The sequence below is a fragment of the Roseibium sp. MB-4 genome (genome assembly GCF_053005265.1).
In genome coordinates, this window is record NZ_JBRKQB010000001.1 from 768,834 (window position 1) to 791,472 (window position 22,639).

17 protein-coding genes and 1 tRNA gene are annotated in these 22,639 nt (G+C 56.5%); 8 read left to right on the forward strand and 10 right to left on the reverse strand.

Translation table 11 applies throughout. The features are described 5' to 3' along the window. Positions 1-191: 191 nt before the first annotated feature. Together ACVDG4_RS03725 and ACVDG4_RS03730 are read left to right on the forward strand one after the other, a co-directional pair. Complete coding sequence (locus ACVDG4_RS03725; protein ID WP_447234063.1) at positions 192-911, forward strand: class I SAM-dependent methyltransferase; 720 nt, start codon at positions 192-194, stop codon at positions 909-911. Between the two features lie 113 nt (positions 912-1,024). Continuing rightward, on the forward strand, positions 1,025-1,351 hold the full coding sequence (locus ACVDG4_RS03730; protein WP_447234064.1) for a TraR/DksA family transcriptional regulator: 327 nt from the start codon (positions 1,025-1,027) through the stop codon (positions 1,349-1,351). A 4-nt stretch (positions 1,352-1,355) separates the two neighbouring features. On the opposite strand, the gene ACVDG4_RS03735 is transcribed toward ACVDG4_RS03730, so the two are convergent. Next, positions 1,356-1,871: a hypothetical protein gene (locus ACVDG4_RS03735; RefSeq protein WP_447234065.1), complete on the reverse strand. Its 516-nt coding sequence runs from the start codon at positions 1,869-1,871 to the stop codon at positions 1,356-1,358. Positions 1,872-1,937: 66 nt separating this feature from the next. Further along, complete coding sequence (gene guaA, locus ACVDG4_RS03740) at positions 1,938-3,512, reverse strand: glutamine-hydrolyzing GMP synthase (protein WP_447234066.1); 1,575 nt, start codon at positions 3,510-3,512, stop codon at positions 1,938-1,940. A gap of 193 nt (positions 3,513-3,705) precedes the next feature. On the opposite strand from guaA, the gene ACVDG4_RS03745 reads away from it, so the two are divergent. Next, positions 3,706-4,962 carry a tetratricopeptide repeat protein gene (locus tag ACVDG4_RS03745; protein WP_447234067.1) on the forward strand — a complete coding sequence of 419 codons (1,257 nt, stop codon included), beginning with the start codon at positions 3,706-3,708 and terminating at the stop codon, positions 4,960-4,962. 6 nt (positions 4,963-4,968) lie between these two features. Here the strand turns inward: ACVDG4_RS03745 and ACVDG4_RS03750 are convergent, their stop codons facing one another. The 4 genes from ACVDG4_RS03750 to ACVDG4_RS03765 form a co-directional block, all read right to left on the reverse strand. Beyond that, the gene (locus ACVDG4_RS03750) at positions 4,969-6,261 is read right to left on the reverse strand and encodes an RsmB/NOP family class I SAM-dependent RNA methyltransferase (RefSeq protein ID WP_447234068.1); all 1,293 of its coding nucleotides are present in this window, start codon (positions 6,259-6,261) and stop codon (positions 4,969-4,971) included. A 57-nt stretch (positions 6,262-6,318) separates the two neighbouring features. Further along, complete coding sequence (gene guaB / locus ACVDG4_RS03755; RefSeq protein WP_306147155.1) at positions 6,319-7,821, reverse strand: IMP dehydrogenase; 1,503 nt, start codon at positions 7,819-7,821, stop codon at positions 6,319-6,321. Between the two features lie 188 nt (positions 7,822-8,009). After that, positions 8,010-8,720, reverse strand: a complete 711-nt coding sequence (locus tag ACVDG4_RS03760) for an RlmE family RNA methyltransferase (RefSeq protein ID WP_209175734.1) — start codon at positions 8,718-8,720, stop codon at positions 8,010-8,012. Beyond that, complete coding sequence (locus ACVDG4_RS03765; protein WP_447234069.1) at positions 8,720-10,093, reverse strand: Ppx/GppA phosphatase family protein; 1,374 nt, start codon at positions 10,091-10,093, stop codon at positions 8,720-8,722. Before ACVDG4_RS03765 ends, ACVDG4_RS03760 begins: the two co-directional genes overlap by 1 nt. Before the next feature lie 661 nt (positions 10,094-10,754). Between ACVDG4_RS03765 and ACVDG4_RS03770 the strand changes: the two genes are divergently transcribed. Next, positions 10,755-10,828, forward strand: a tRNA-Gln gene (locus ACVDG4_RS03770). 385 nt (positions 10,829-11,213) lie between these two features. Here the strand turns inward: ACVDG4_RS03770 and ACVDG4_RS03775 are convergent. The 3 genes from ACVDG4_RS03775 to ACVDG4_RS03785 all read right to left on the reverse strand — a co-directional run bounded on the left by ACVDG4_RS03775 (position 11,214) and on the right by ACVDG4_RS03785 (position 15,589). Beyond that, positions 11,214-11,945, reverse strand: a complete 732-nt coding sequence (locus ACVDG4_RS03775) for a sulfite exporter TauE/SafE family protein (RefSeq protein WP_447234070.1) — start codon at positions 11,943-11,945, stop codon at positions 11,214-11,216. Positions 11,946-12,159: 214 nt separating this feature from the next. Beyond that, on the reverse strand, positions 12,160-13,932 hold the full coding sequence (xsc, locus tag ACVDG4_RS03780) for a sulfoacetaldehyde acetyltransferase (RefSeq protein ID WP_447234071.1): 1,773 nt from the start codon (positions 13,930-13,932) through the stop codon (positions 12,160-12,162). Positions 13,933-13,978: 46 nt separating this feature from the next. After that, positions 13,979-15,589 carry a GMC family oxidoreductase gene (locus tag ACVDG4_RS03785; protein WP_447234072.1) on the reverse strand — a complete coding sequence of 537 codons (1,611 nt, stop codon included), beginning with the start codon at positions 15,587-15,589 and terminating at the stop codon, positions 13,979-13,981. A 109-nt stretch (positions 15,590-15,698) separates the two neighbouring features. Between ACVDG4_RS03785 and ACVDG4_RS03790 the strand changes: the two genes are divergently transcribed. The 4 genes from ACVDG4_RS03790 to ACVDG4_RS03805 all read left to right on the forward strand — a co-directional run bounded on the left by ACVDG4_RS03790 (position 15,699) and on the right by ACVDG4_RS03805 (position 19,858). Then, positions 15,699-16,928, forward strand: coding sequence for a TRAP transporter substrate-binding protein (locus tag ACVDG4_RS03790; RefSeq protein WP_447234073.1), 1,230 nt, complete (start codon positions 15,699-15,701; stop codon positions 16,926-16,928). Positions 16,929-17,042: 114 nt separating this feature from the next. Beyond that, positions 17,043-17,711 (forward strand): TRAP transporter small permease, encoded by a 669-nt coding sequence (locus ACVDG4_RS03795; RefSeq protein WP_447234074.1) that lies wholly within the window; start codon positions 17,043-17,045, stop codon positions 17,709-17,711. Beyond that, positions 17,711-19,069: a TRAP transporter large permease gene (locus ACVDG4_RS03800; RefSeq protein ID WP_447234075.1), complete on the forward strand. Its 1,359-nt coding sequence runs from the start codon at positions 17,711-17,713 to the stop codon at positions 19,067-19,069. The genes ACVDG4_RS03795 and ACVDG4_RS03800 overlap by 1 nt, the downstream gene beginning before the upstream one ends. 9 nt (positions 19,070-19,078) lie before the next feature. Continuing rightward, positions 19,079-19,858 carry an IclR family transcriptional regulator gene (locus tag ACVDG4_RS03805; RefSeq protein WP_306147147.1) on the forward strand — a complete coding sequence of 260 codons (780 nt, stop codon included), beginning with the start codon at positions 19,079-19,081 and terminating at the stop codon, positions 19,856-19,858. Positions 19,859-20,564: 706 nt separating this feature from the next. Here ACVDG4_RS03805 and ACVDG4_RS03810 read toward each other — a convergent pair. After that, a complete protein-coding gene (locus tag ACVDG4_RS03810; RefSeq protein ID WP_447234076.1) occupies positions 20,565-22,616 on the reverse strand; it encodes a trypsin-like peptidase domain-containing protein in 2,052 nt (683 codons plus the stop codon). Positions 22,617-22,639 lie beyond the last annotated feature (23 nt).

Sequence of the window (22,639 nt, forward strand, 5' to 3'; positions counted from 1 at the left end):
GTTGAAGGCTTACAAACCCCGTCTGACTCTTCAGCACGTTTTTGAAGCGCAATCTTACTGCTGGAACCACGAAACCCTTGTCCAACCATTCGGGTTCTTTTTGGACCCCACCAAACAGCTCGGACTTTAGTGTTTATTTAGAACTCTCGCGCTCTACTGAGCTACAGCTGATTTATTCTTGCGAGCATGCCATGCAGTCCGTTGCCAACACGACATATTCTGGTCTTCAAGAACTCGCGTTTGTCGAAGAATCCATGCCGGAATACAATGAGCATATCGTGAAACTCATTTCCGGAGCGCTTTATGATTGCGAGTCTATCGTAGACTTCGGTGCAGGAATCGGAACATTGGCGGACGTGGTACACAAGCAGACAGCTGTGCGGCCGCGGTGCGTCGAAATCGACGAAACCGCACAGTCAATTCTTCGCCATCGAGGGTATCAGGTCTCTAACAGTCTTCTCGATCTTCCGGAACAGGTTGGCGGCATTTACAGTTCAAACGTTCTCGAACATATCGAAGATGACCGTGGAGCTATCACAGACTGTTTTGAGGCTTTGCAGCCCGGCGGAACCTTGGTCCTCTACCTTCCAGCGTTTCAGTTGCTGTTTTCTGGGTTGGACAGGTCTGTCGGACATTATCGCCGTTATTCGAAGCGGGACCTCATCCACAGACTCCAATCTTCCGGCTTCGCCATCAAAGACTGCCACTATGTTGAAAGCTTGGGGTTCTTTGCCAGCCTTGTGGTGAAGCTTGTCGGTTATGATGTCGAGGGCGGTCTCGGCTCAGCGTCTTCCTATGAGTTTTACAACAAGTACGTCTTTCCCCTCAGCAAGAAAATCGATGCTGTTGGAGCGCGGCACTTGCTGGGCAAAAACATTTTTGTTGTCGCGCAAAAACCGCACGCAGCCTAATTCGCTATTCCGGTAATACAAAGCCCGCTTGGCAACAGCTCCCTAATTTCACTCTGCCTTGTGAAGTCGTGCCCTGATCTGTCAAACTGAACGCCAGGACAGGAGAGGCCTCTATGAACGATGCGGCGGTTCGAGAAACGCTGGTCAAGCTGAAGGCAGAGCTCGAGAGCTTCAGCGAGATTTCCGAGGATGCGCGCGCGACCGTCATGCTGGACCAACAGGCCGTTGGCCGGCTCTCCCGCATGGACGCTCTCCAGGGACAAGCCATGGCGCAAGCCTCCGAGCGACAGCGCCGCGCCGATATACAACGGATAGAAGCGGCGCTCAAACGCCTGGATGAGGGGGAATACGGTTATTGCGCCCAATGCGGCGAAGACATTACTACAAAACGTCTTGAGGTCGACCCGGCAGCGGCCTTTTGTATCCGCTGCGCGAAATAGGGCGTCAGGAGACCAGTCCGCGCAGTTGCTGCATCCAGTTGCTGATGTCACCGGCGACTTTATCGATCGGGAACCGGGAAAGTGCCTCTTCGGTCCACGGGTCATTTGAACACAAAATTTCCTCGAAGCAATTTATCTGCGCGCTGTGTTCCGGTGTCAGCGGCAACCCTCGCGCCGCATTCAAGAGAACCAATTGTTCATGGATCCGCCGCTGTACAGAGAGCGCCGCGCCCATCCTGGCTTTTAGCGCTGGCTCTTCCCGCCAACTCACGCCACCAAAGACCTCTTGAGTAACCCGTTGGCCGGCTCCGAAACACGTGTAGCTCACGCAGCCCGGAAATCCACGTTCAACCCGTTCTTCAAAAATCTTGCAAGTATTGTCGGTTTCAAGGTTCGGGCATTCCTTCCCGGCCGCCTTGTCCAGACCAAATGACTCGGACTTGTCGAACGCAAACACGACGCAGCACAGCGCAGCGCATTTTGAGCAATCCGGTTCAAGGTCGATGAGCGCCACGGGCACGAAAACCTTTTACTTCACCTAAAACAAAGAGACCGCAGCTTGTTTCCAAACCGCGGCCTGCCAAAACTATTCCCACTCGATCGTGCCCGGAGGTTTTGACGTGATGTCGTAGGTCACGCGGTTGATGCCTTCGACCTCGTTGATGATCCGGGTCGCGGTTTCACCGAGAAACTCGTGGCTGAACGGATAATAGTCCGCGGTCATGCCGTCGACGGAGGTTACAGCACGGAGCGCACAGGCGTAATCGTAAGTCCGGCCATCACCCATCACGCCGACCGTGCGGACCGGCAGGATTGCTACAAAAGCTTGCCAGATCTCGTCATACAGGCCGTGCTTGCGGATTTGGTCGATGTAAACCGCGTCCGCCTTGCGCAGGATTTCCAGTTTATCACGGGTGATTTCCCCCGGACAGCGAATGGCAAGGCCCGGTCCTGGAAACGGGTGACGACCGATGAAACTCTCCGGCAACCCAAGCTCACGGCCGAGTGCCCTCACCTCGTCCTTGAACAATTCGCGCAGAGGTTCGACCAGTTTCAAACCCATCTTTTCCGGCAGGCCGCCCACATTGTGGTGAGATTTGATCGTCACCGAAGGCCCGCCTGAGAAGCTGACGCTTTCAATCACATCCGGGTATAGCGTGCCCTGAGCCAAGAACTCCGCGCCTTCAATCTCATTGGCGTGTTTCTGGAACACGTCGATGAACAGCTTGCCAATGATCTTGCGTTTTGTTTCCGGATCGGACTGGCCGTCCAGTTCGCCAAGGAACAGATCGCTCTCGTCGGCGTGGATCAGCGGAATGTTATAGTTGTCACGGAACATCGAGACGACTTCTTCCGCCTCATTCAGCCGCAACAAACCATGATCAACAAAAACACACGTCAATTGGTCGCCGATCGCTTCATGGATCAGGACAGCGGCAACGGAGCTGTCGACGCCGCCCGACAGACCACAGATGACTTTCTTGTCGCCGACCTGCTGACGGATCTTTTCGATCGCGTCGTCCTTGTAGGCGCCCATGGTCCAGTCACCGGTGAACCCGGCGAGCTTGACGAAATTCTCGTAAAGCGTCTTACCGTTCGGTGTGTGATGCACTTCCGGGTGGAACTGAACGGCGTAAAAGTTCCGGTCCGTGTCCGCGGTAATCGCGTAAGGCGCGTTCGGCGAGGTGCCGAATACCTCGAAACCTGGTGCGAGCTTGGCGACGTGATCACCATGGCTCATCCAAACCTGCTCCCTGCCACCCGCGAACCAGCCGTTCAGGATCGACAGATCGGTACCGGCGGGTGTCACGAAGGCGCGGCCGAATTCTGCGGTGCCGCCACCGCCGGAAATCTTGCCGCCATGCACTTCACCACCCAGCTGCTGCATCATCACTTGCTGGCCGTAGCAGATGCCGAGGATTGGAACGCCGATGCTGTAAACGCTCTCCGGTGGCCGCGGTGAACCTTCCCGCGTCACGGAATCCGGCCCGCCGGAGAAGATTACTGCCTTTGGCGCGAATTCGGCCAAAAACGCGTCGGTGACGTTCTGATACGGGTGGATTTCACAGTAGACATTCAGCTCGCGCAAACGGCGGGCGATCAGCTGGGTCACCTGCGAACCGAAGTCAATGATAAGGAGGCGGTCGTGATGATGTGTCATGGCGCGCTTCTACCCGTCTTTTTGCCGAAATTGAACCGGATTCTTGCGCCGCAAACACTCTCGCACAACATTTTGCCTCTGACTGTACTGCGCACCGATCCGGGAGAAGCTGTGTACGGTTGGATTTGGCGTTTGCTCCGGACTCCCCGCCTGCCCTAGGTTAATGAATCAATAACCAGCCCAACCGAGCATCATGACCGCAGCTGCCCGCGAAATTTACGATCAGGCCCTTTGCTTTGAAGCAAAAGGTGATCTCCTAAGAGCCAAGACCGGCTATTTGCGCGCCAGTGAGATGCTGCCGCATGACACCGATATAGCCTATCGGGCGGCCTCGGCATTGCTGCGGACCGGCGAGCTTGAAGAAGCGCAATCCCGTTTGCGCCGGCTCATCTTTGCCGACCCCAGCCATATCAATGCCCGGTCCAGCCTTGCCAATTGCCAGTTGCTTATGAACGATTTGGAGTTGGCCGAAAGCAATTTTCGGGAGGTTCTGGATCGGGATCCGGACCATAAGAACGCGTTGTTCGGACTGTCCAATCTTCTTTTAAAACGTGAACAGGCGCGGCTTGCAGCGCCCTATGCGCAGCGGTTGTCAGCACTGTTGCCCAGCAGTCCCGCAGCGCAGACCGTTGTGGCTGAGGTTTTGGAGAAGGGCGGACAGGCACCGCAGGCAGTGGCTGCGTATCGGAAACTCCTAAAGAGTGCACCAAATCATATTCCCGCGCTGCTTGGCCTTGCCCGCACGCTGTTAAAGTCAAAGCGCTACGATGACGTCATATCTTTGGCGGTCAGGGCTGCCGAGCAAGACGCAGACAATTCCGATGCGTTTGACATGCTGAGCCAGGCCTTAGAAGGCCGCGGCGATTTGGAAGATGCTCTTGAGGCCGGGACGGAAGCCCTCCGCCTTGCGCCGGGTAACACTGAATTGGTGACCCGTTTGAGCGTCATTTGCCGCAAGCTCGGCAAATTCGGCGCAGCGCTTCGTTACGCTCTGCAGGCGGTTGACGCAAATCCGGAAAGCCGCGGCCCGGCAAATGCGCTTGGCGCGGCGCTTGCCGCGATGAAGTTCCCGAACCAAGCCCGCGTGGTTCTGACTTCGGGCAACGGCAAAGACCTGGATCCGGAAATTCGCATGCTGGTTGAAAAGCTGATCAAGGCATCTGAGGGTGCTGCAAAATCAACCAAGAGCACTTCGGCCAGTATCGACAATTCCGGCAACATTGCAGCGCAGAGCCGGGAACCAGACAAAGAAACAGCGGAAATCAACAACGCAACAGAAACGGCCGCGAACTGCGTTTCCGTCGATGGTCCAGACGCAAAACAAACGGAAACGGCGGACCAGACCAAAGCAGTCCGGTCATCTGAAGGCAGTGAAAAAACCAAATTCGGTGCAGGTCCGGATGAACCTTTACCGAATGTGCTGGGCCTCAGCCGGAGAGACGTGTCCTAAAACACTCTAGGCAGTCCGCTCCAGGATCGCGATGAAGAAGCCATCCGTCCTGGTGGATGCAGGCGTCAAGGTCAGATCACCGCGCTCGGTAACATAGGCTGGAACTGGCTTGCCCGGCAGCATTTTAGTCCAGGCATCCAGTGCAGAGACAGACGCAAAGTCTGTATTTTCGGAGAGAAACCGGCTGATTTGGTCGACATTTTCTTCTGAGAGCAACGAACAAGTTGCGTAGACCAAACGTCCACCAACCTTCACATACTTTTTTGCATTATCAAGTACATGCACCTGATCGTTCATGCGATCGTTGAGCGCCTTTTCCGTTAGTTTCCATTTTGAATCCGGGCGGCGGCGCCAGACACCCGTGCCCGTGCACGGGGCATCAATGAACACAAGATCCATCTGCCCCTTCAGGTCGTCCAGCGTGGAGCTCGCGGGATCACGAACCTGGATGTTGCGGACACCGGCCCGCTGCAGCCGTTCATGGATCGGAGCCAAACGCAAACGATCTGCGTCATAGGCGTAGAGCTGCCCCTTGTTCTCCATGGCAGCAGCCAGCGCTAACGTTTTGCCCCCACCGCCTGCACAGTAATCCAGAACCTGTTGTCCGGGCTGCGCCCCCGCCAGCAAGGCTGCAAGCTGACTGGCCTCATCCTGAAGGTCGAACCAGCCTTTGCGGTAGCCCTCTTCGGCTTGAACATGCGGCATCCGGCCAAGACCCGGTTTTGCTTCAATCCGCATTCCAAGTGGCGACAAACTGGTCTCTTGGGCGCCTGCATGGCTGAGTTTTTTCAAGAGTTTTTCGCGATCCGACTTCAGGGTGTTCACCCGCATGTCGACCGGTGCGCGGTGCGCAAGGGCCCGTCCCTCGGCGACCGCATTGTCGCCAAAAACCGCGGAGAATGTAGGCCACAGCCATTCGGGCACATCGGCTGCCTGCCACGGCTGCAAATCGTTCGGCACAAGAGCGGCAAGGCGGTCTGCCTCAGCGTCGGTCAATGACTCGGGCGCATGCCGGTCTTCACTCAATACGGTGGTCAGCGCCTCAAGACCTTTGTCCCAAGTTAGCACATAGGTCGCGAGCGCCAGTGCGCGCGGACTGTCGTCCTGCATTTGAGCTGACAAAGAGGCCCGGTTGCGAAGAGCGTCAAAGACGAGATTGCCAATGACGGTGCGATCTCCCGACCCGGCGAACCGGTGCGCAGATCCCCACTCTTTCAAGGCCACCTGGACCGGCCGATGACGGCGTTCCACTTCGTCCAGGACTTCAATTGCCGCCGCGAGGCGTCCGCCGTCTTTCATTGCTTACCCTTTGAAAAGAGCCGACACCAGACCGGCTCCTTCTATATTTACAGTCGATCAAACGTTTGACGGATAATTCGGGCTTTCGCGCGTGATGGTCACATCATGCGCATGGCTTTCCCGCAAACCCGCGCCGGAAATTTGAACAAAGCGCGCTTTCTCCTGGAAATCCTCAATGGTTTTGCCACCGACATAGCCCATTGCAGCCCGCAGACCACCTGCCAACTGATGGAGAACACTGCCGAGCATGCCCTTGTAAGGGACCTGCCCTTCAATGCCTTCTGGGACCAGCTTCAGGCTGTCGCGGACTTCGGCCTGGAAATAACGGTCGGCCGAACCGCGCGCCATGGCGCCAACGGAGCCCATGCCGCGATAAGATTTGTAAGACCGGCCCTGATGCAGGTAGACCTCGCCGGGGCTCTCTTCTGTTCCGGCAAGCAGTGACCCAACCATCACGGAAGCAGCACCGGCTGCAATTGCCTTGGCAAGGTCGCCAGAAAACTTGATGCCGCCATCGGCGACGACCGGAACACCTTGTTTGCTGGCTTCGTTGACCGATTCAATGATCGCAGTCAGCTGCGGGACGCCGACACCCGCTACAATCCGCGTTGTGCAGATGGAGCCCGGTCCAATTCCGACCTTTACGGCGTCGGCCCCGGCATCAATGAGGGCTTTTGTTGCTTCAGCAGTGGCCACGTTACCGGCTAGAACCTGCACCGAGTTGGAGAGTTTTTTGACCCGGTTGACCTGATCGAGAACCTTCTGGGAATGGCCGTGTGCCGTGTCGACCACCACCATGTCGACCCCGGCGTCGATCAGCCGCTCGGCGCGGGCAAATCCCTCTTCACCAACGCTGGTCGCTGCAGCGACGCGCAAACGCCCTTGGGCATCCTTGGACGCGTTCGGGTTGAGCTGGGCCTTTTCCATATCCTTGACCGTGATCAGGCCGGTACAGTTGCCGGCATCATCAACAACCAGCAGTTTTTCAATGCGGTTTTGGTGGAGCAGGCGTTTGGCTTCGTCTTGTTTGACGTTGTCATTGACCGTAACCAGATTGGAGCTGGTCATCAGCTCGCGGATTTTCTGGTCCGGATTAGATGCAAAGCGCACATCGCGGTTTGTCAAAATGCCAACGAGCTTTCCGGTCACCTGGCCGCCGGTCCCGCCATTCTCAACGACTGGAACGCCGGAAATCCCGAACCGCTTCATCAGATCAAGCGCATCTTGCAGGCTGGCATCCGGTCCGATCACCAGCGGGTTCACTACCATGCCGGACTCGAATTTCTTGACCATGCGGACCTCTTCGGCCTGCTGATCAAGGGAGAGGTTCCGGTGAATGACCCCGATGCCACCGGCCTGCGCCATGGCAATCGCCAGACGGCCTTCGGTAACCGTATCCATGGCCGATGACAGGATCGGAATGTTCAGTTCAAGCTCACGAGTGACTTTCGTGCGCAGATCGACCTCACCCGGCATAACTTCCGAGTGGCCGGGGATCAGCAGCACATCGTCGAAGGTCAGGGCTTGTTGCCCGGTCGATGGGACAAAGAAAGATGCCATTGCCAATTCCCCTATAAATACAAATTGAGACGCACGCTTTTAGGAGAGCCTGCATCTTGTCGAGTCGCTTCGGCTGTGCCGGAGAAGTTGGCGCGGGTGAATAACATGCAGGTGACAGAATGAAAAGGGCCTGTTCGAACAGGCCCTGCACTTTCCATCGCCGTTGTTTCCAAACACCGCATTTGAGTTCAGTCTTCAGGCAGGTCGCTGCCGCGAAAACCCTTGGCAATCACATAGAGCTCCGGGCTTTCTTTCCGGCTTGCAGGAGGTTTCAGGTGCGCAACGGATTTGAACTCCCGCTTCAACTCCTGAAGCATGGCATTCTCGGTCCCACCACGGAACACTTTGGCTAAGAAGGACCCGCCGGGAACGAGATTTCGGCGCGCAAAGTCAATCGCGATCTCAAAGAGATGCGTAGTGCGCAAATGGTCGGTTTGTTTATGACCCGTGGTCGGCGCCGCCATATCCGACAGGACAACATCCGGTTTGTGTCCGCCGAGTGCCTCCATCAATGCTGCCGGTGCGTCGTCATCCAGAAAGTCCTTTTTCAGGAACACTGCGCCGCGCACGTGATCCATGTCCAGATAGTCGATCCCGACGACCTTCGGAGAGTCGACCGTAGACTTGACCCGGTCGACCGCGATCTGACACCAGCCTCCCGGCGCACATCCCAAGTCCACCACCCGGTAGCCGGGTTTCAAGAGCTTGTGCTTGTCGTCAATCTCGATCAGCTTGTAAGCGGCGCGGGACCGGTAGCCATCAATTTTGGCGCGCCGGACATACGGATCGTTCAATTGCCGCGAGAGCCAGCGGGTCGACGATTCCCGCCGCCCGGCCGCCGTCTTGACCTTGACGTGCATACCGCGGTCACCAGATCCCCGTTTTTTCGATCCACTCATTATCTGTTCCTCGGACGGCCACGTCCTTGCCGCGGCCCGTTTTTCCTGCGCGCCCATACACCATCGGCCGCCATCAACTCGGTCAAGATGCCCTCGCGCAACCCGCGGTCCGCAACCCTCAATCTCGGGCAACTCCAGCGCCGCCGGATGGCCTCCAAAATCGCACAGCCGGCCAACACCAGGTCGGCCCGGTCTTCGCCGATGCAAGGATTGCTGACGCGCGCCTCATACGGCATGTCGCGCAGCTGATCAATCATACCGCCGACTTGCGTGTCTTCCAGCCAGGTACCATCGACGCGCCGGCGATCGTAGCGCCGGAGCCCAAGATGAACCCCGGCCAGAGTTGTTACCGTGCCCGAGGTTCCAAGCATATGAACCTTGCCGCTGGAGATCGCTTCGGAAAGATCATCTGCAAGGTTGAACTCGGCCAGATGATCGGCCGCATCGTCCACCATCGCCTCAAAGATGTCCGGTGTGACATGAACGCCGCCGTGACGCTCGGCCAGATTGACAACACCAACCGGCAAGGAGATCCAGGACCGGATGAACCGCGTCAGTGCATATCCGCGCGCGCCGCATCTGTTGCGCAGATCGAGCCAGACGATTTCAGAAGAGCCACCGCCGATATCAAACAAAATGACACCGTCGGCATCATGATCAACCAGGGATGCACATCCTGCCACAGCAAGCCGTGCTTCGGTTTCACGATTGACGATTTCCAGCGCGAGGCCGGTCTCAGCCTGAACACGCGAAATGAAGTCTGCCCCGTTTTCGGCCGCCCGGCAGGCCTCCGTTGCGATCAGACGGGACCGTTCGACGCCGCGTTCCGCCAGCTTGCGATGGCACTGGGCCAACGCATCAATGGCGCGGTCCATGGCCGCATCGCCTAGCCGCCGATGTGCGCCGACCCCTTCCCCGAGCCGCACGATCCGGGAATAGGCATCGACGACACGAAAACCACGTTCTTCGGGACGCGCGATCAGCAACCGGCAATTGTTCGTTCCAAGATCGAGTGCAGCATAAAGAGGCGCATTGCCGGATGCGTGCACTGGATGACGGCGATGACCATGCCGATTGTTTTCCGGTCCGCGCGTGCGAGGGCGGCGAATAGGTTGCGGATCACGTCCGGACGGTTCTGGCGGACGCGGTCCTCCGTCCGGTTTAGGCACGCCATTCAAAGGTCTGGACAGCTGCGGATCTGCTCCGGTCTCAGTGTCAACAGCCTGTGTTTCCTGGTCGGTGTGCGCAGCTTGACCACGATTCTTTTTAGCCTGCCAACGTTTGCGGCCCCGCCGGTTGGCAGCTTTTTTGCCCTTCGCAGAAGGAGACCCCTCGGACAGCGGCGCATCTTTCCCAGCGATGGCTGCATTCATATGTGCGTTTGTTTGCGCTTCCGGATTCGCAGTCCCGCTTTGCGCCGGCCGCCGGCGGCCGCGCCGCTTTTTCTTCCGATGGGACGGGTTCACCGTCCCAGCATCTTTAATGCCGTTCGCCGTGTTGGCGTCAGCTTGTCTGGTCTGCCCGGCCGCTTGAGAGACACTTGTGGCGTCAGATCCACTCGAAGGAGCTTGGCCGTCGGGCCTGTTGCCCTCCCGACCCTGTGCTCCTGAACCCAGACCGGACCGGTTTTTCCGGCGTCGTCGGTTTCGTCCCTTGCGCTCGTTGAGCGCTGCGTTTTGTCCGGACACATCAGGGGCACGTCGCCCGGATTCGGGCGGTTCCTGACCTGAATGAGTCACGTTTTTGCCTTTCGATGCCTCAGGTATATGGGCGTTTCAGCGCGCCACGTACCCGGAGCAAGTCCTTTAGTTGGGAAAACTGTATCAGGTTGACCGCCGCTCGAAAAGAACCCCGCTTGGCAAATTCACTAAGAGACGGCAGGCTGTTCTGCAGGTGTGCAATGTCCGAAAAATTTTGTGATCAAAAAAGCTGAAACTTGCTCTTGCATTTGAGGGGCGGTTGGATGTATACGCCCCTCACCAATTAAGGCGCTCACCGCGCGCCTCCGCCCGCACCAACACGCGTGGTCCGGATTGGGGAATAGGTTAACGGTAGACCCGCAGACTCTGACTCTGTTAGTCCTGGTTCGAATCCAGGTTCCCCAGCCAATTATTCTGTAAGTCATTGATTTTGCGTTATTCTATCCTGTTCCGGATCGAATTTCGGTAATTTATCCAACTGGCACACAAAACCAGACCCCAGAGGTTTTGCGTCTGGTCATAGCATCACTGTTGGGGAATTGGGCATAGGTCCCGTCGGCAAACTCTCAGAACCTCATGCGTGGTGGCAAGGCTTGGTACCGGCGACCACACTTTCATGATTCACTTTTGAACTAAGATCCAAACCACAAGCTTTCATTGAGCATTAAACAGTCGTGCTCTTTAATTTCAGTACGCAAAGCAGACAGTTAGGTGGAGACATGCGCCCTTCGCCTGGGTACGAAGTGCACGCCAGTTACCGGTCATGTCCGCAGCAAAAACTGTTCTTCCAAGATCAGCCAGACACCGACTTGGCAATTAGCAGCACCGATCCGGTGGAAGCGATAGAGAGCATCAAAATGCGCCCAACCGCCTGCGTCATGAACCTTCGTGCCCAACGCCCAAAACCGTACCCGATCAGCAGCCCCGGAAATAGCATCAGGCCATCCAATGCTAGCCGGACATTGAACACCCCCACATAGGCAAGCGCACAAAGAGAGGTGATGTAGGAAAACGTGAAAACCAAAGCCATGGTCGGGCGCGTTTTTTCCAATGGCTCGTTTTGGTACATGATAACAAGCGGGGCGCCCGGAATGCCTGATGTTGATCCCATAACGCCGACGGCCACGCCGCATATCGAGAGGTTTCGAGGTGTGAATGGCGGCGCCTTTGCAAAGATTGAAATTGCAACGGCCAGCAGTATCAAGCTCGCGAACACCACGGCCAGCCTGTCACCAGGAATGCGGCTCAGGATGGCTGCACCGATGAGTGCGCCGACCAGAATGGCCCGCCCAAGCGCCAGGATCTCGCGGCGAGCGACATGAGAACGTCCATCACCAAGCATGAAGACAGACAAAAAGAGATTGATGAACAACATCGGCCCCGGCACGAAACTGATGCTCACAAGCGCCAGCAACGGCGCGGCAATCATCGCGAACCCCATGCCGGTGGAAGTCTGGACCAAAGCGGCGATCACGACGGCGCAATTTGCCAAAAAGAATGCGTCCAGTGCGTGACTGACTTCCACGAAAAGGCTCCCTATCTTGTCTGCAACCTCTTGGTTCCAGGTGAATTTTCCGCCACCAACGGACCAGACCCGTTGATTTAATTGGGGCACAAACACCCAGACATAACGGTTTGCGCGCTTTCAAAACCCGAGCTGGGAGCTGTGAACCTTAATATGGCGGCGCGCGCCAACATCCTGTGAGTGCGCGCCTTTTCTGCCACTTGTTCGCGACGGGTTAGACCGCCTGCTCCATCATATCCGCAGGATCGATGCCGGCGACGCCAACCGGTTTTTTCATTGCGTCACGGCGGAAGGGTTCGCCCAATTCCTGATTGATCATCGCCTCGATCAACGTCGTCTTTCCGGCCTTTTGATCTTCAAGCGCCTGGTTCAGAGCATCCGTTAGTTCTTGCATGGTGCGGGCAACGACGCCCTTCAACCCGCAGGACTGGGCGATCCCTGCGTAAGAGACCCCTTCATCAAGTTCCGTGCCGACGAAGTTGTCGTCAAACCAGAGCGTCGAGTTTCGTTTTTCCGCGCCCCACTGGTAATTGCGGAAAACGATCTGGGTGATTGCCGGCCATTCGCCGCGTCCGATCGCAGTTAGTTCGTTGACAGCGATGCCAAAAGCACCATCACCTGCAAAGCCCACGACGGGCACATCCGGGCAGCCGATCTTTGCCCCGACAATCGATGGCAAGCCGTAGCCGCACGGACCAAAGAGCCCTGGCGCGAGGTATTTGCGGCCCTCTTCGAAAGACGGGTAGGCATTGCCAATTGCGCAGTTGTTGCCAATGTCGGACGAGATAATCGCCTCTTTCGGCAGTGCTGCCTGGATTGCGCGCCACGCCATACGCGGGCTCATCCAATCCGGCTTAGCCGCACGTGCACGTTCATTCCATGTTGTTCCTGGATCGTCATCTTCATGATCCATCGAAGACAATTGCTGCGCCCAACGGGACTTGACGAGCGAAACACGCGCCAACCGTTCATCGCGTCCATCATTGCCCGCAGTATCCGACAGGTTCGCCAGGATACCCTCCGCGACCTTTTTCGCGTCACCGACAATACCGACCGTGACCTTCTTGGTCAGACCGATCCGGTCTGGATTGATATCAACCTGAATGATTTTCGCATCCGTTGGCCAATACTCCATGCCGTAGCCGGGGAGTGTTGAGAACGGGTTCAATCGCGTACCGAGACAGAGAACGACATCGGCCTCCTTGATCAGTTCCATACCGGCCTTGGACCCGTTGTATCCCAGTGGCCCGGCAAAAAGCGGGTGCGAACCCGGGAAGGCGTCGTTGTGCTGATACCCCACGCAAACGGGCGCTGAAAGACGCTCAGCCAGCGCAACAGATGCAGGAATTGCGCCCGAGAGGACCACCCCCGCACCATTCAGGATGACAGGATTCTTGGCGGAACTCAGAAGCTCGGCAGCCGAGGCAACAGAGTTTTCACCGCCCGGCGAAGCTTCGAAAACGATCGGATCGGGGATCTCAATGTCGACGACCTGTGTCCAGAAATCCCGCGGCAGATTGATCTGGGCCGGGCCACTCAGGCGGCGGGCTTGCGAGATCACACGCGTCAGAACCTCGGCGACGCGCGTCGGGTCACGAACCTCTTCCTGATATGCCACCATATCTTCGAAAAGCTTCATCTGCTCGACTTCCTGGAAGCCGCCTTGCCCTATGGTCTTGTTCGCTGCTTGCGGAGTAACCAGCAAGAGCGGCGTGTGGTTCCAGTAGGCGGTTTTTACTGCAGTTACGAAGTTGGTAATGCCCGGGCCGTTTTGTGCGATCATCATCGACATTTTGCCGGTAGCGCGCGTGTAGCCGTCAGCCATCATCCCAGCGCTACCTTCGTGCGCACAGTCCCAGAAGGTAATGCCCGCAGTCGGAAACAGGTCAGAGATCGGCATCATGGCGGATCCGATTATGCCGAACGAATTTTTGATTCCGTGGCGTTGGAGAACTTTGACGAAGGCTTCTTCAGTCGTCATTTTCATGCCGTTACTCCCTTGGAGATGTACATTGGAACTGGAATTCTGGGCGCTACATCGCGCCAACTTTCTGGTCTTCCAAGATCATGTCGGACACTTTCTCACCGATCATGATTGCTGGAGCGTTGGTATTGCCCGAGACGATTTCGGGCATGATCGAACAGTCAGCGACACGCAGTCCCTCAATGCCTTGAACGCGCAGACGCTCGTCGACAACGGCGCCTTCGCCTTTGCCCATCTTGCAGGTGCCTGTTGGATGATAGATTGTCGTCGAGTTATTCCGCGCCCAGTCGAGCGTGGCTTCGTAGTCGTCGATATCAAGCGAGGCGTCCGGCCGGAATTCTTCTGAAATCTTATGCTTCAGCGGAGCATGCTGAGCGATGCGCCTGGCGATGTTGATACCGGCCACGATCGTCCGGCGATCGGTCTCGGTCGACAGGTAGTTTGGATGTATTTTCGGATAAACGCTGGCATCCGGCGACGCGAGGCGGATTTCACCACGACTTTCCGGGCGAAGTTGACATACCGACATCGTAAAGGCTGAAAATGGGTGAACGCCTTCACCAGGGCTGTCGGCTGACCAAGGCTGGACGTGGAACTGGATGTCCGGCGTATCAACGTGATCACCTGTGCGTAGGAACCCCATCGCCAAGCTGGCGGCCATCGTCATCGGTCCGGCCCGGAACAGCGCGTACTTCAACGCGATACGTGCCTGGTTGAGTAAACTGCGAACTTCGTCGTTCAGTGTAGGCTCATTACACTTGAAGACGAGGCGCGCCTGTAGATGGTCCTGCAAGTTCTTGCCGACGCCCGGCAGGTCAGCAACAATATCAATACCTTGCTCTTTCAGGTGTTGGGCCTCTCCAATGCCCGACACCATCATCAGCTGCGGTGAGCCGATAGCGCCCGCCGAAAGAATGACTTCCGCACGTGCTTTCACAGTGTGCGCGCGCCCTTCAGTGTCCTGGTAGACCACACCTGTTGCGCGGCGCCCTTCAAAAAGGATGCGTGTCGTTGCTGCCCGGGTCACAATCTGAAGGTTCGAACGCGACCGAACCGGTTTCAGGAAAGCAACGGCAGAGGAGCATCGCCGTCCATTCCGCGTCGTGAGTTGAAAATACCCGACGCCTTCCTGTTCAGCGCCATTGTAATCGGGATTTAGAGGGTAACCCGCAGCCTGGGCTGCCTCCACCCAGGCATCGCAGATAGGCCTTCGCAGGCGCATGTCCGATACCGACAACGGACCGCCCTGTCCATGGAACGCATCAGCGCCACGCTCTTGATCTTCCGAGCGCTTGAAAAGAGGCAGGACATCGTCCCAACCCCAGCCTGTGTTCCCCATTTGACGCCAGCGGTCATAGTCCTGCGGTTGCCCGCGAACATAAAGAAGGCCGTTGAGAGACGAAGACCCTCCGAGCACTTTCCCGCGCGGCCAGTCAAGTTGCCGGCCATTCAATCCTGGATCTGGCTCTGTCTTGTAACACCAGTCGACACTGGGGTTATGCATGGTCTTGAAGTAACCGACCGGAATATGGATCCACGGGTTTCGATCCGCGCCACCCGCTTCCAGAAGGAGGACCTTGGTGTTCGGATTCGCACTTAGCCGATTTGCGATCACGCATCCCGCCGAACCGGCGCCGACGACCACAAAATCTGCTTCCATTTTCAAAAAACCCTCCATCAGATGCAATTATCTCTATGCAAGTTACCAATACTAATCTAGCTTTTTTTGATAAATTAAGTATCATTAATTCACAAAATGGGAGGAATAAATGGGAATTTATGATCGCATAAAGGGTATCTCACGCCGAGATTTCTTCAAAATTGCAGGAACTTACGGCATGAGCTCGACGCTCTTTGCTGCAGGCGCGTTCGGCGGTGTGATGACGGCGGCGAACCTCGCCAGAGCGGCAGAGTCTACCTACAACAAGCGCTTCGCAAAGGACGCCAAGCACACTCTGAAGTTCGGCGCGGCCGGATTTAACCCGCAAAACCTGTTGATCGAGCGGGCCGGTTGTCTTGAGTTCGCCCGTGACCTGGAGGAGCGTACGGACGGAGAAATCCGCATCGAATTCATCGGCAATAACCAGATTTGCGGCCAGCTCTCGTGCGTCGAGAAAGCACAGCAGGGGATCATCGATCTCTACGCGGCGTCGACCCAGAATTCAGCCGGTGGTGCGCCCTACCTCAACGTCCTTGACTATGCGTATATGTTCCGCAGCCGCGCTGATCAGTACTACTTCATGTACTCACCGGAATCTCAGCGGATCCTGCGCGAACCATTCGAGAAGCGTCACGGACTGAAGTTCCTGTTCACACACGCTGAACTTCGGGGCATCCAGCTCGGTCTGTCCTGGCAAGACAAGGAAACGGTCACATCGATTGACCAACTGGCAGGCACCAAGAACCGCGTTACGGGAACGCAGCTTGGCCGGATCGCCATGAATGCACTCAACCTGAACCCCGTGCCTGTCGCGTGGGAGGAAACCCTTGACGGCCTCAAGCAAGGGTTGATCGATGGCGCTGAGACATGGGCTTCGGCCGTGGCCTATGCCAACATGTCGCCGGTTGTGAGCCAATGTGTTGACCTGCGGTTCTTCTGCGGCACCGAACACACGGCGATGACCGTATCAACCTTCGACAGCCTGAGTGGCGAGTTGCAGGATGCCGTTATGGAATCCTCATACCTCACCCAAGTTCACGTGCAGGCAGCAAACGAGGCCGCTCTCGTCAATACCGTCGGTTTCTCCAACCCGCAGTTGCCGGACACGATCTTCGCCCAGAACAATGTTCGGGTTGCGTCTCTGTCGGATGCTGAAATTCGCAAGGCCGAAGAAATGTGTTCGCCCGAGTTCCAACCGCAGCTCTGGGAGCAGTGGCGCGAACGGATTAACGGCTGGGCCGGTGGCATCGACACCTACCAGGACATTTACAACGAGGTGCGCAACAACCCGCACACACTCGCTGAAAATGTCGAACCGCGCCGTTGGTGGAAAGGCTGATATAGTCCCAATGCCTATCGCCGGAGGGCCTCCGCAAAGAGTGTGTGAGGGCCTCCGGCAAAGAATAAATGACCGGATAATCCCGGCGACAATAGGAAAGAGGGAGGACGGCCGATGGAGCTCTGGTCCGATTTGGCTGCGCTCATCAGAGCGCTGGGAAGTCAAGATTCTTGGACGATCCGGCAGGCGCTTTCACCTAATACGGTCTACATTTTCGGCGCCGTGTTCCTCGCGATCTCAGGTATGCTGCTTGCCTGGATCTACCACCATGTCCCCGTCGTTGAACGCTACTTCGAACGGACTGTTATGGTGACCTGCTATCTTTTGACGGCAGCCATCATCTTCTGGGGCGTCATTGACCGTTTCGTCTTCTCAAATCAACAACCTTGGTCAACCACCATTCCCCCATTTCTTTTCATGATCATGGCGCTCTTCGGGGGGGCCTACAATATTCGGATGCGAACGCATCTCAGCTTCTCTGAATTCCGAATGATCATGCCGCGGACGGCACAGTTCGCCTGTCTGCTTCTCGATTTCGCTCTTTGGTTTGGCTTCGCGCTTATTCTTCTCGTGACAACCCTACGCGTTGTTGCGCTGTCCGCTTCGAACTTTCAAATCGTTCTGGGAACAGACAACACCATGCAATGGTGGTTCCTGTTGTCGGCTCCCATCGCCGCGACCCTCATGGCGGCGCGTGCGGTTGAAAACATCGAAGATGACATAAAAAATATGCGCGCTGGCAAGCCCCTCCTCCGGCAGGCGGTTATTGGAGGAGATACCTGATGACGGATGGAACCCTTGTCACGCTGATCTCCGTCGGCGTTACGATACTCTTTATGCTGGGCGTCCCGGTGTTTTTGGTGATTGCCTATTGGGTGGTTGGCTGCTCATTCGTTCTTGGGCTGACCCTCGACAACATGGGCGCCGAGATCCTTAACGTCTTCAACAAAGGCTTCGCACTTCTCGCGATGCCGCTCTTCATTCTAACTGGGGATCTGATCAACAAGTCCGGAATTGCCCGGCGGTTGTCGGACTTCGCGTATGCTTGTCTTGGGTGGCTTCGAGGCGGGTTGGCCATGGCCTCACTCGGCGCTTGCGGTCTGTTTGCCGCGATTTCAGGTTCAAACTCCGCCACCACCGCAACGATCGGTTCAATGCTACATCCCGAGATGGTCAAGGGCGGCTATGATGAGCGTTTCTCCGCCGCAACAGCAGCAGCAGGTGGAACTGTCGGTATCATCATCCCGCCGTCGATTATTTTCATCGTCTATGGGTTTCTCATGAATTTGCCGATTTCGGACCTGTTCGTTGCGGGTATCGTGCCCGGCGCGCTCATGGTCATCGGAATGCAATTCGCCTGCTGGATTATTTGCCGCATCAACGGATGGGGCTTTTTGATCCCACTCCAGTTAAACCGGGTGCTTAAAACCGCATTCGGTGCATGGCTTGGCTTTTTTGCAATCGGTCTTGTCCTTTGGGGCATCTACACCGGAAAGTTTTCGCCAACCGAAGCAGCTGGCGTCACAGTTGGTTTCTGCATCATCGCAGGGCTTCTTTCTTGGCTCGTCAGCCGCCTGACGCGACAGGACCGCGATCGCACATGGCAAGAAAAGAACTATGCGGAAATGCTGGTCGTCGAGGGTTTCACGCTCTGGCAAGTGCCGGGGATCACGATGCGTTCGGCCGAGATCACCGGCATCCTTGCGCCGTTGATCGCAATTTCCGTGGTGATGCAGCAGATCCTGTCGCTTCTCGGAGCCCAGCAGGTTATCGGCGATTTCGTAACCTCCATGGGCGGTTACTATGCGGTTTTGTTTACTGCGATGATCATCGTGTTTTTCTCCGGTATGGTGTTGGAATCCCTTCCGGTCACGATCATTCTTGCGCCTATCCTGGCCCCGATCGCGGCAAGTGTGGGTGTCGATCCGATCCACTTCTCGGTAATCTTTCTCATTGGCGCTTCTATAGGGTTTATTACACCGCCTTACGGGCTAAACCTTTACGTGGCATCTGGCGTAACGGGAGTGCCATATTTCCGACTCTTGCGCTATACGGTTCCTTATCTGGTAGCGCTGATCGGGGTATGGATATTTGTTTCTCTCACACCAGAGGTCGCGCTATTCTTGCTTCCAGACAGATAGGGAAACTGAATGTCGGTAGACGCAGAAGCGGATGCAAAAGGACAAATTCCGACGAACCTGAGGCTTTTGCTGATCTTCGAAGAGGTCGCACGCTCCGGGGTTCCGGTCACTGGCGCAACATTGGCCGAGACACTGAACCTGCCCAAACCCACTGTTTACAGGCTTTTGACAACAGCCGAAGAAGAAGGGTTTCTCCAGCGCGACGTCGACGGTAAGTCCTTTGGGCCGGGGCGCAGGCTCCGCCATCTTGCAGGCAACACGCTGTCATCGCAACGGATGAGGACCGAGCGATTGATCGTGATGAAAGCCTTGGCCGAGGAGGTGGGCGAGACGTGCAATCTCGCTGCGCCCGGCCGGTTTGGAATGGTTTATCTTGACCGGGTCGAAACGCATTGGCCGTTGCGCATTCAGCTGCGCATCGGGTCTCATGTCCCGTTCCATTGTACGGCAAGCGGTAAGATGTACTTGTCGTCATTGCGAACGGAGAAGCTGGACCGCTTGCTGTCCTGGATGGAGTTCGAGAAACACACGCCAAAGACAATTACCGATAAAAACCTTTTGCGTGAGGAGCTCGCAACGACCCGGGCAAGGGGTTATTCAACCGACAATGAAGAATTGCTGGAAGGCATGGCAGCGATTGCAGTGCCCCTGAAGGATAGCGAAGGACGATTGCTTACAACGCTCTCCATACACGCACCTGTACAACGTTTGTCCTTCGAAAACCTTGTATCGGTGTTGCCAGCATTGCGGGAGGCAGCCGCTAAGATCGAAGAACTTGCGTTAAACTGATCCACGCCACCTGAAAAGATGGTATCCATCCAGCGGAAGCGAAGTGTGTACGGTTATGTCCCGCGAAAACGCTGGCACGTGACGTCGACCGAAGAAAGCAACCAAAGCTGGGCGTGGAGAAAGACCCTTACCCGCTTCCAGAAACAATGCCTAAAAGCCGCGATCACCGAACCGCTAGCAATGATTCGATGAGGCCTCCAAGTCAGCTGCGCTGTGCAGTGATCCCAAAACTCAATCAGGCCGATTTTCCGGCTTAATTTGTTTAGGCATGGATATGCGCACCTGGCGGGCAGTGCTTCGGTTCAAAGCCAAAAGTTGGATCGGTTCATTGGGCCGCGAACAGACTATCAGTTGCAGACTTTGATAAATCTCACATCAATAGCAGCTACATTGGTGTTTGGTTGTAAGCGTGAACGGGTGAACAGACTTCGCCTCATCGCTGGTCTGTGTTCCGCCTCTAACCACTTGATGCGACGGGCGTTCTTTTTGTTTTCATCACAAACGCTGCAGCTCATGAGGTTTGGTGCCAAGCGCTGATAAGGTCGGCTGAGGTTCTTGAAGACAGCTCTGACAAAAGAGCATCAATCCGACATCACTCCTTCACGAACCAAATCGTAGAATTTTCAGGCCATATGGAAACGGAAAAAAGCCAAAACTTCTGTTCACCGATCCAGCTCATGTCAGGTTACCTCACATATACACCGGGCTACCGGCGTGGTGGGGCTGGTGGGGCAGCGTCGATGAACCGCCTGGCGGCTTGTGCTTGGCGTGGATCGGCTTCTAGGAGCGCGTCATAGCCGTCTTCAGCGAGTTCCGGATCGCCGCCCCAGACACCGGACTGGATTGAGAACCGAAGCGCTTGCGGGTCGTTGGGGGCAAGCTCCAAGAGCTTGCGCGCATGTCCGGTCATTTCCGCAAACCGGCCGGCGAGCTGAAGTGATACCAACAATGACATGCGGGAGTTAATGGAATTCGGAACCTGCTCCACAGCCTGCCCATGCATCCTGATTGCGTCGTCGAACTGACCTGCCTGGGCCAAGATGCGCCCCGCTTTGAGCAACTGTCCATGGTTCGCAGCTTTACTACAAATCGATGCAAGGTCGGTAGTTTCAGTCGTACCGGGCTGCCCTCCCCCAGACGTGTCGAGCAATGCCGCGCAGGCTTCAAACCCGCTCCCAAGTTCTTCGGTCACTTGGTCCGCTTGCGGATCGCTGCGCAGATCGAGAAGTTTGGTCACATCACCCAAGGGGATCGCTTCAAATCGGCCGTCACCACCACCAACGGCAATGCCAACCAGGCGGCCGGCTGTGTCAACAAGTCCTCCGCCGCTGACGCCCGGTTGCATTTGAACCGTAACGTGAAGACGGCCAAACACGCCATCTCTTGCCGGAGGAGACAGCAATTCGCCCGGATCAAACACCCGGACTTGCTTACGCGCAATGTCTGCACCAATCGCGTAAAAGGCACCTTTGCTTTCAGGCGACGCTACCGGCGAAGCGTTCAGAGCCGGGATCACACTCCCGTCGGGCAATCCGTCCACCTGCAACAAGACAAGATCTCCCTGATAGGCTGATGGAAGAACTGTCGCCGTCTTTGGTCCAGAGGGTGTGTGCACCGTCGCGGTCTTCGAATTGCCGACCACATGCCGGTTGGTCACCAACAAATCGTCTGCGATGCGTGTTGCGCTTCCTACGGGATCAAAACTGGACACCGGAAAAACAATCTGACGCATTTGACAGACGTCTTCAGGATGCGGGCAGTCAGGATCTTTAGCCGTTTCCAGTTGAGAGGCGACCTGCGTTGTCTCTTCCGCAAAAGACAATGAAACAGTTTTTGTCTCGCCAGACCTTTGTAGCGTCAGGCTGACCTGTTCTATTGTCTCCGGCAGAACTGCCATGGCAGATGCGGCATCTCGTGGGCTCAAGACGCGCTGCGCGCCAATGGATACAATTTGATCTCCAGCTTTTATCCCCGCTCTGTCTGCCGGGCTGCCGCGATCAACGGACACAACTGCCGGCGCTGCGATTTCAGCGAGTTGCGACAGGCGCGCTCTATTGAGGCGCCAGCCGGGCTCCAGATAGGTGACGCTCCCATCTGCCATCAAAGCGTCGGTTACCCGCAGAAGGAGCTGCGATGAAACCGCGAAATTGACGCCAATATTGGCATCGGCATCGGAGGCAAAAATGGCAGAGACCATGCCGACCAACCGACCATCTTGGTCAACCAGCGCCCCGCCTGACGAACCTGGATTTGCGGCAGCATCCGTCTGGACAAAGTCTTCAACGGTGTTGAACCCGGCATTGCTGACATTCAGGGCCGAAACCACACCGCAGGTTACGGACAAACCGAGACCAAAGGCATTTCCGATTGCGCACACAGGTTGAGCAATCGCTGCTGTTTCGGCGATCTCGATCGGCTCGACCGGCTCTTCGATCCTCAAAAGCGCGATATCGGTGGACGTATCTTGCGCCAGCAACCGCGCCGGCAGAATACGGCCATCTGAGAGCCGGACATCGATGCGTGTTGCGGGTTCGATCACGTGCCAAGCAGTTGCGATTATGCCTTCGCGGATAACCACTCCGCTGCCTTCCGGAGCCCGCCCCGGCCGGGCTCCCGAACCACCTTGTTGATGGCCAGGCCAAACAGGCAGAACGGAGACCACATGTTCAAGCGCAACAGCGGGAGATGCCTTCGTTGGCGCCCCCGCCAGAAGGGCCGCTGCGATTGCTGCAAGGAGACACGAGATGAAACGGGCCACTTTCCCCTCCGATAGATTAGCCG

Coding starts and splice junctions, on each gene's coding strand:
- ACVDG4_RS03725 (WP_447234063.1), top strand. CDS start 192: ATGCAGTCCGTTGCCAACACGACATATTCTGGTCTTCAAGAACTCGCG.
- ACVDG4_RS03730 (WP_447234064.1), top strand. CDS start 1,025: ATGAACGATGCGGCGGTTCGAGAAACGCTGGTCAAGCTGAAGGCAGAG.
- guaA (WP_447234066.1), bottom strand. CDS start 3,512: ATGACACATCATCACGACCGCCTCCTTATCATTGACTTCGGTTCGCAG.
- ACVDG4_RS03745 (WP_447234067.1), top strand. CDS start 3,706: ATGACCGCAGCTGCCCGCGAAATTTACGATCAGGCCCTTTGCTTTGAA.
- ACVDG4_RS03750 (WP_447234068.1), bottom strand. CDS start 6,261: ATGAAAGACGGCGGACGCCTCGCGGCGGCAATTGAAGTCCTGGACGAA.
- guaB (WP_306147155.1), bottom strand. CDS start 7,821: ATGGCATCTTTCTTTGTCCCATCGACCGGGCAACAAGCCCTGACCTTC.
- ACVDG4_RS03760 (WP_209175734.1), bottom strand. CDS start 8,720: ATGAGTGGATCGAAAAAACGGGGATCTGGTGACCGCGGTATGCACGTC.
- ACVDG4_RS03765 (WP_447234069.1), bottom strand. CDS start 10,093: ATGAATGCAGCCATCGCTGGGAAAGATGCGCCGCTGTCCGAGGGGTCT.
- xsc (WP_447234071.1), bottom strand. CDS start 13,932: ATGAAAATGACGACTGAAGAAGCCTTCGTCAAAGTTCTCCAACGCCAC.
- ACVDG4_RS03785 (WP_447234072.1), bottom strand. CDS start 15,589: ATGGAAGCAGATTTTGTGGTCGTCGGCGCCGGTTCGGCGGGATGCGTG.
- ACVDG4_RS03790 (WP_447234073.1), top strand. CDS start 15,699: ATGGGAATTTATGATCGCATAAAGGGTATCTCACGCCGAGATTTCTTC.
- ACVDG4_RS03795 (WP_447234074.1), top strand. CDS start 17,043: ATGGAGCTCTGGTCCGATTTGGCTGCGCTCATCAGAGCGCTGGGAAGT.
- ACVDG4_RS03800 (WP_447234075.1), top strand. CDS start 17,711: ATGACGGATGGAACCCTTGTCACGCTGATCTCCGTCGGCGTTACGATA.
- ACVDG4_RS03805 (WP_306147147.1), top strand. CDS start 19,079: ATGTCGGTAGACGCAGAAGCGGATGCAAAAGGACAAATTCCGACGAAC.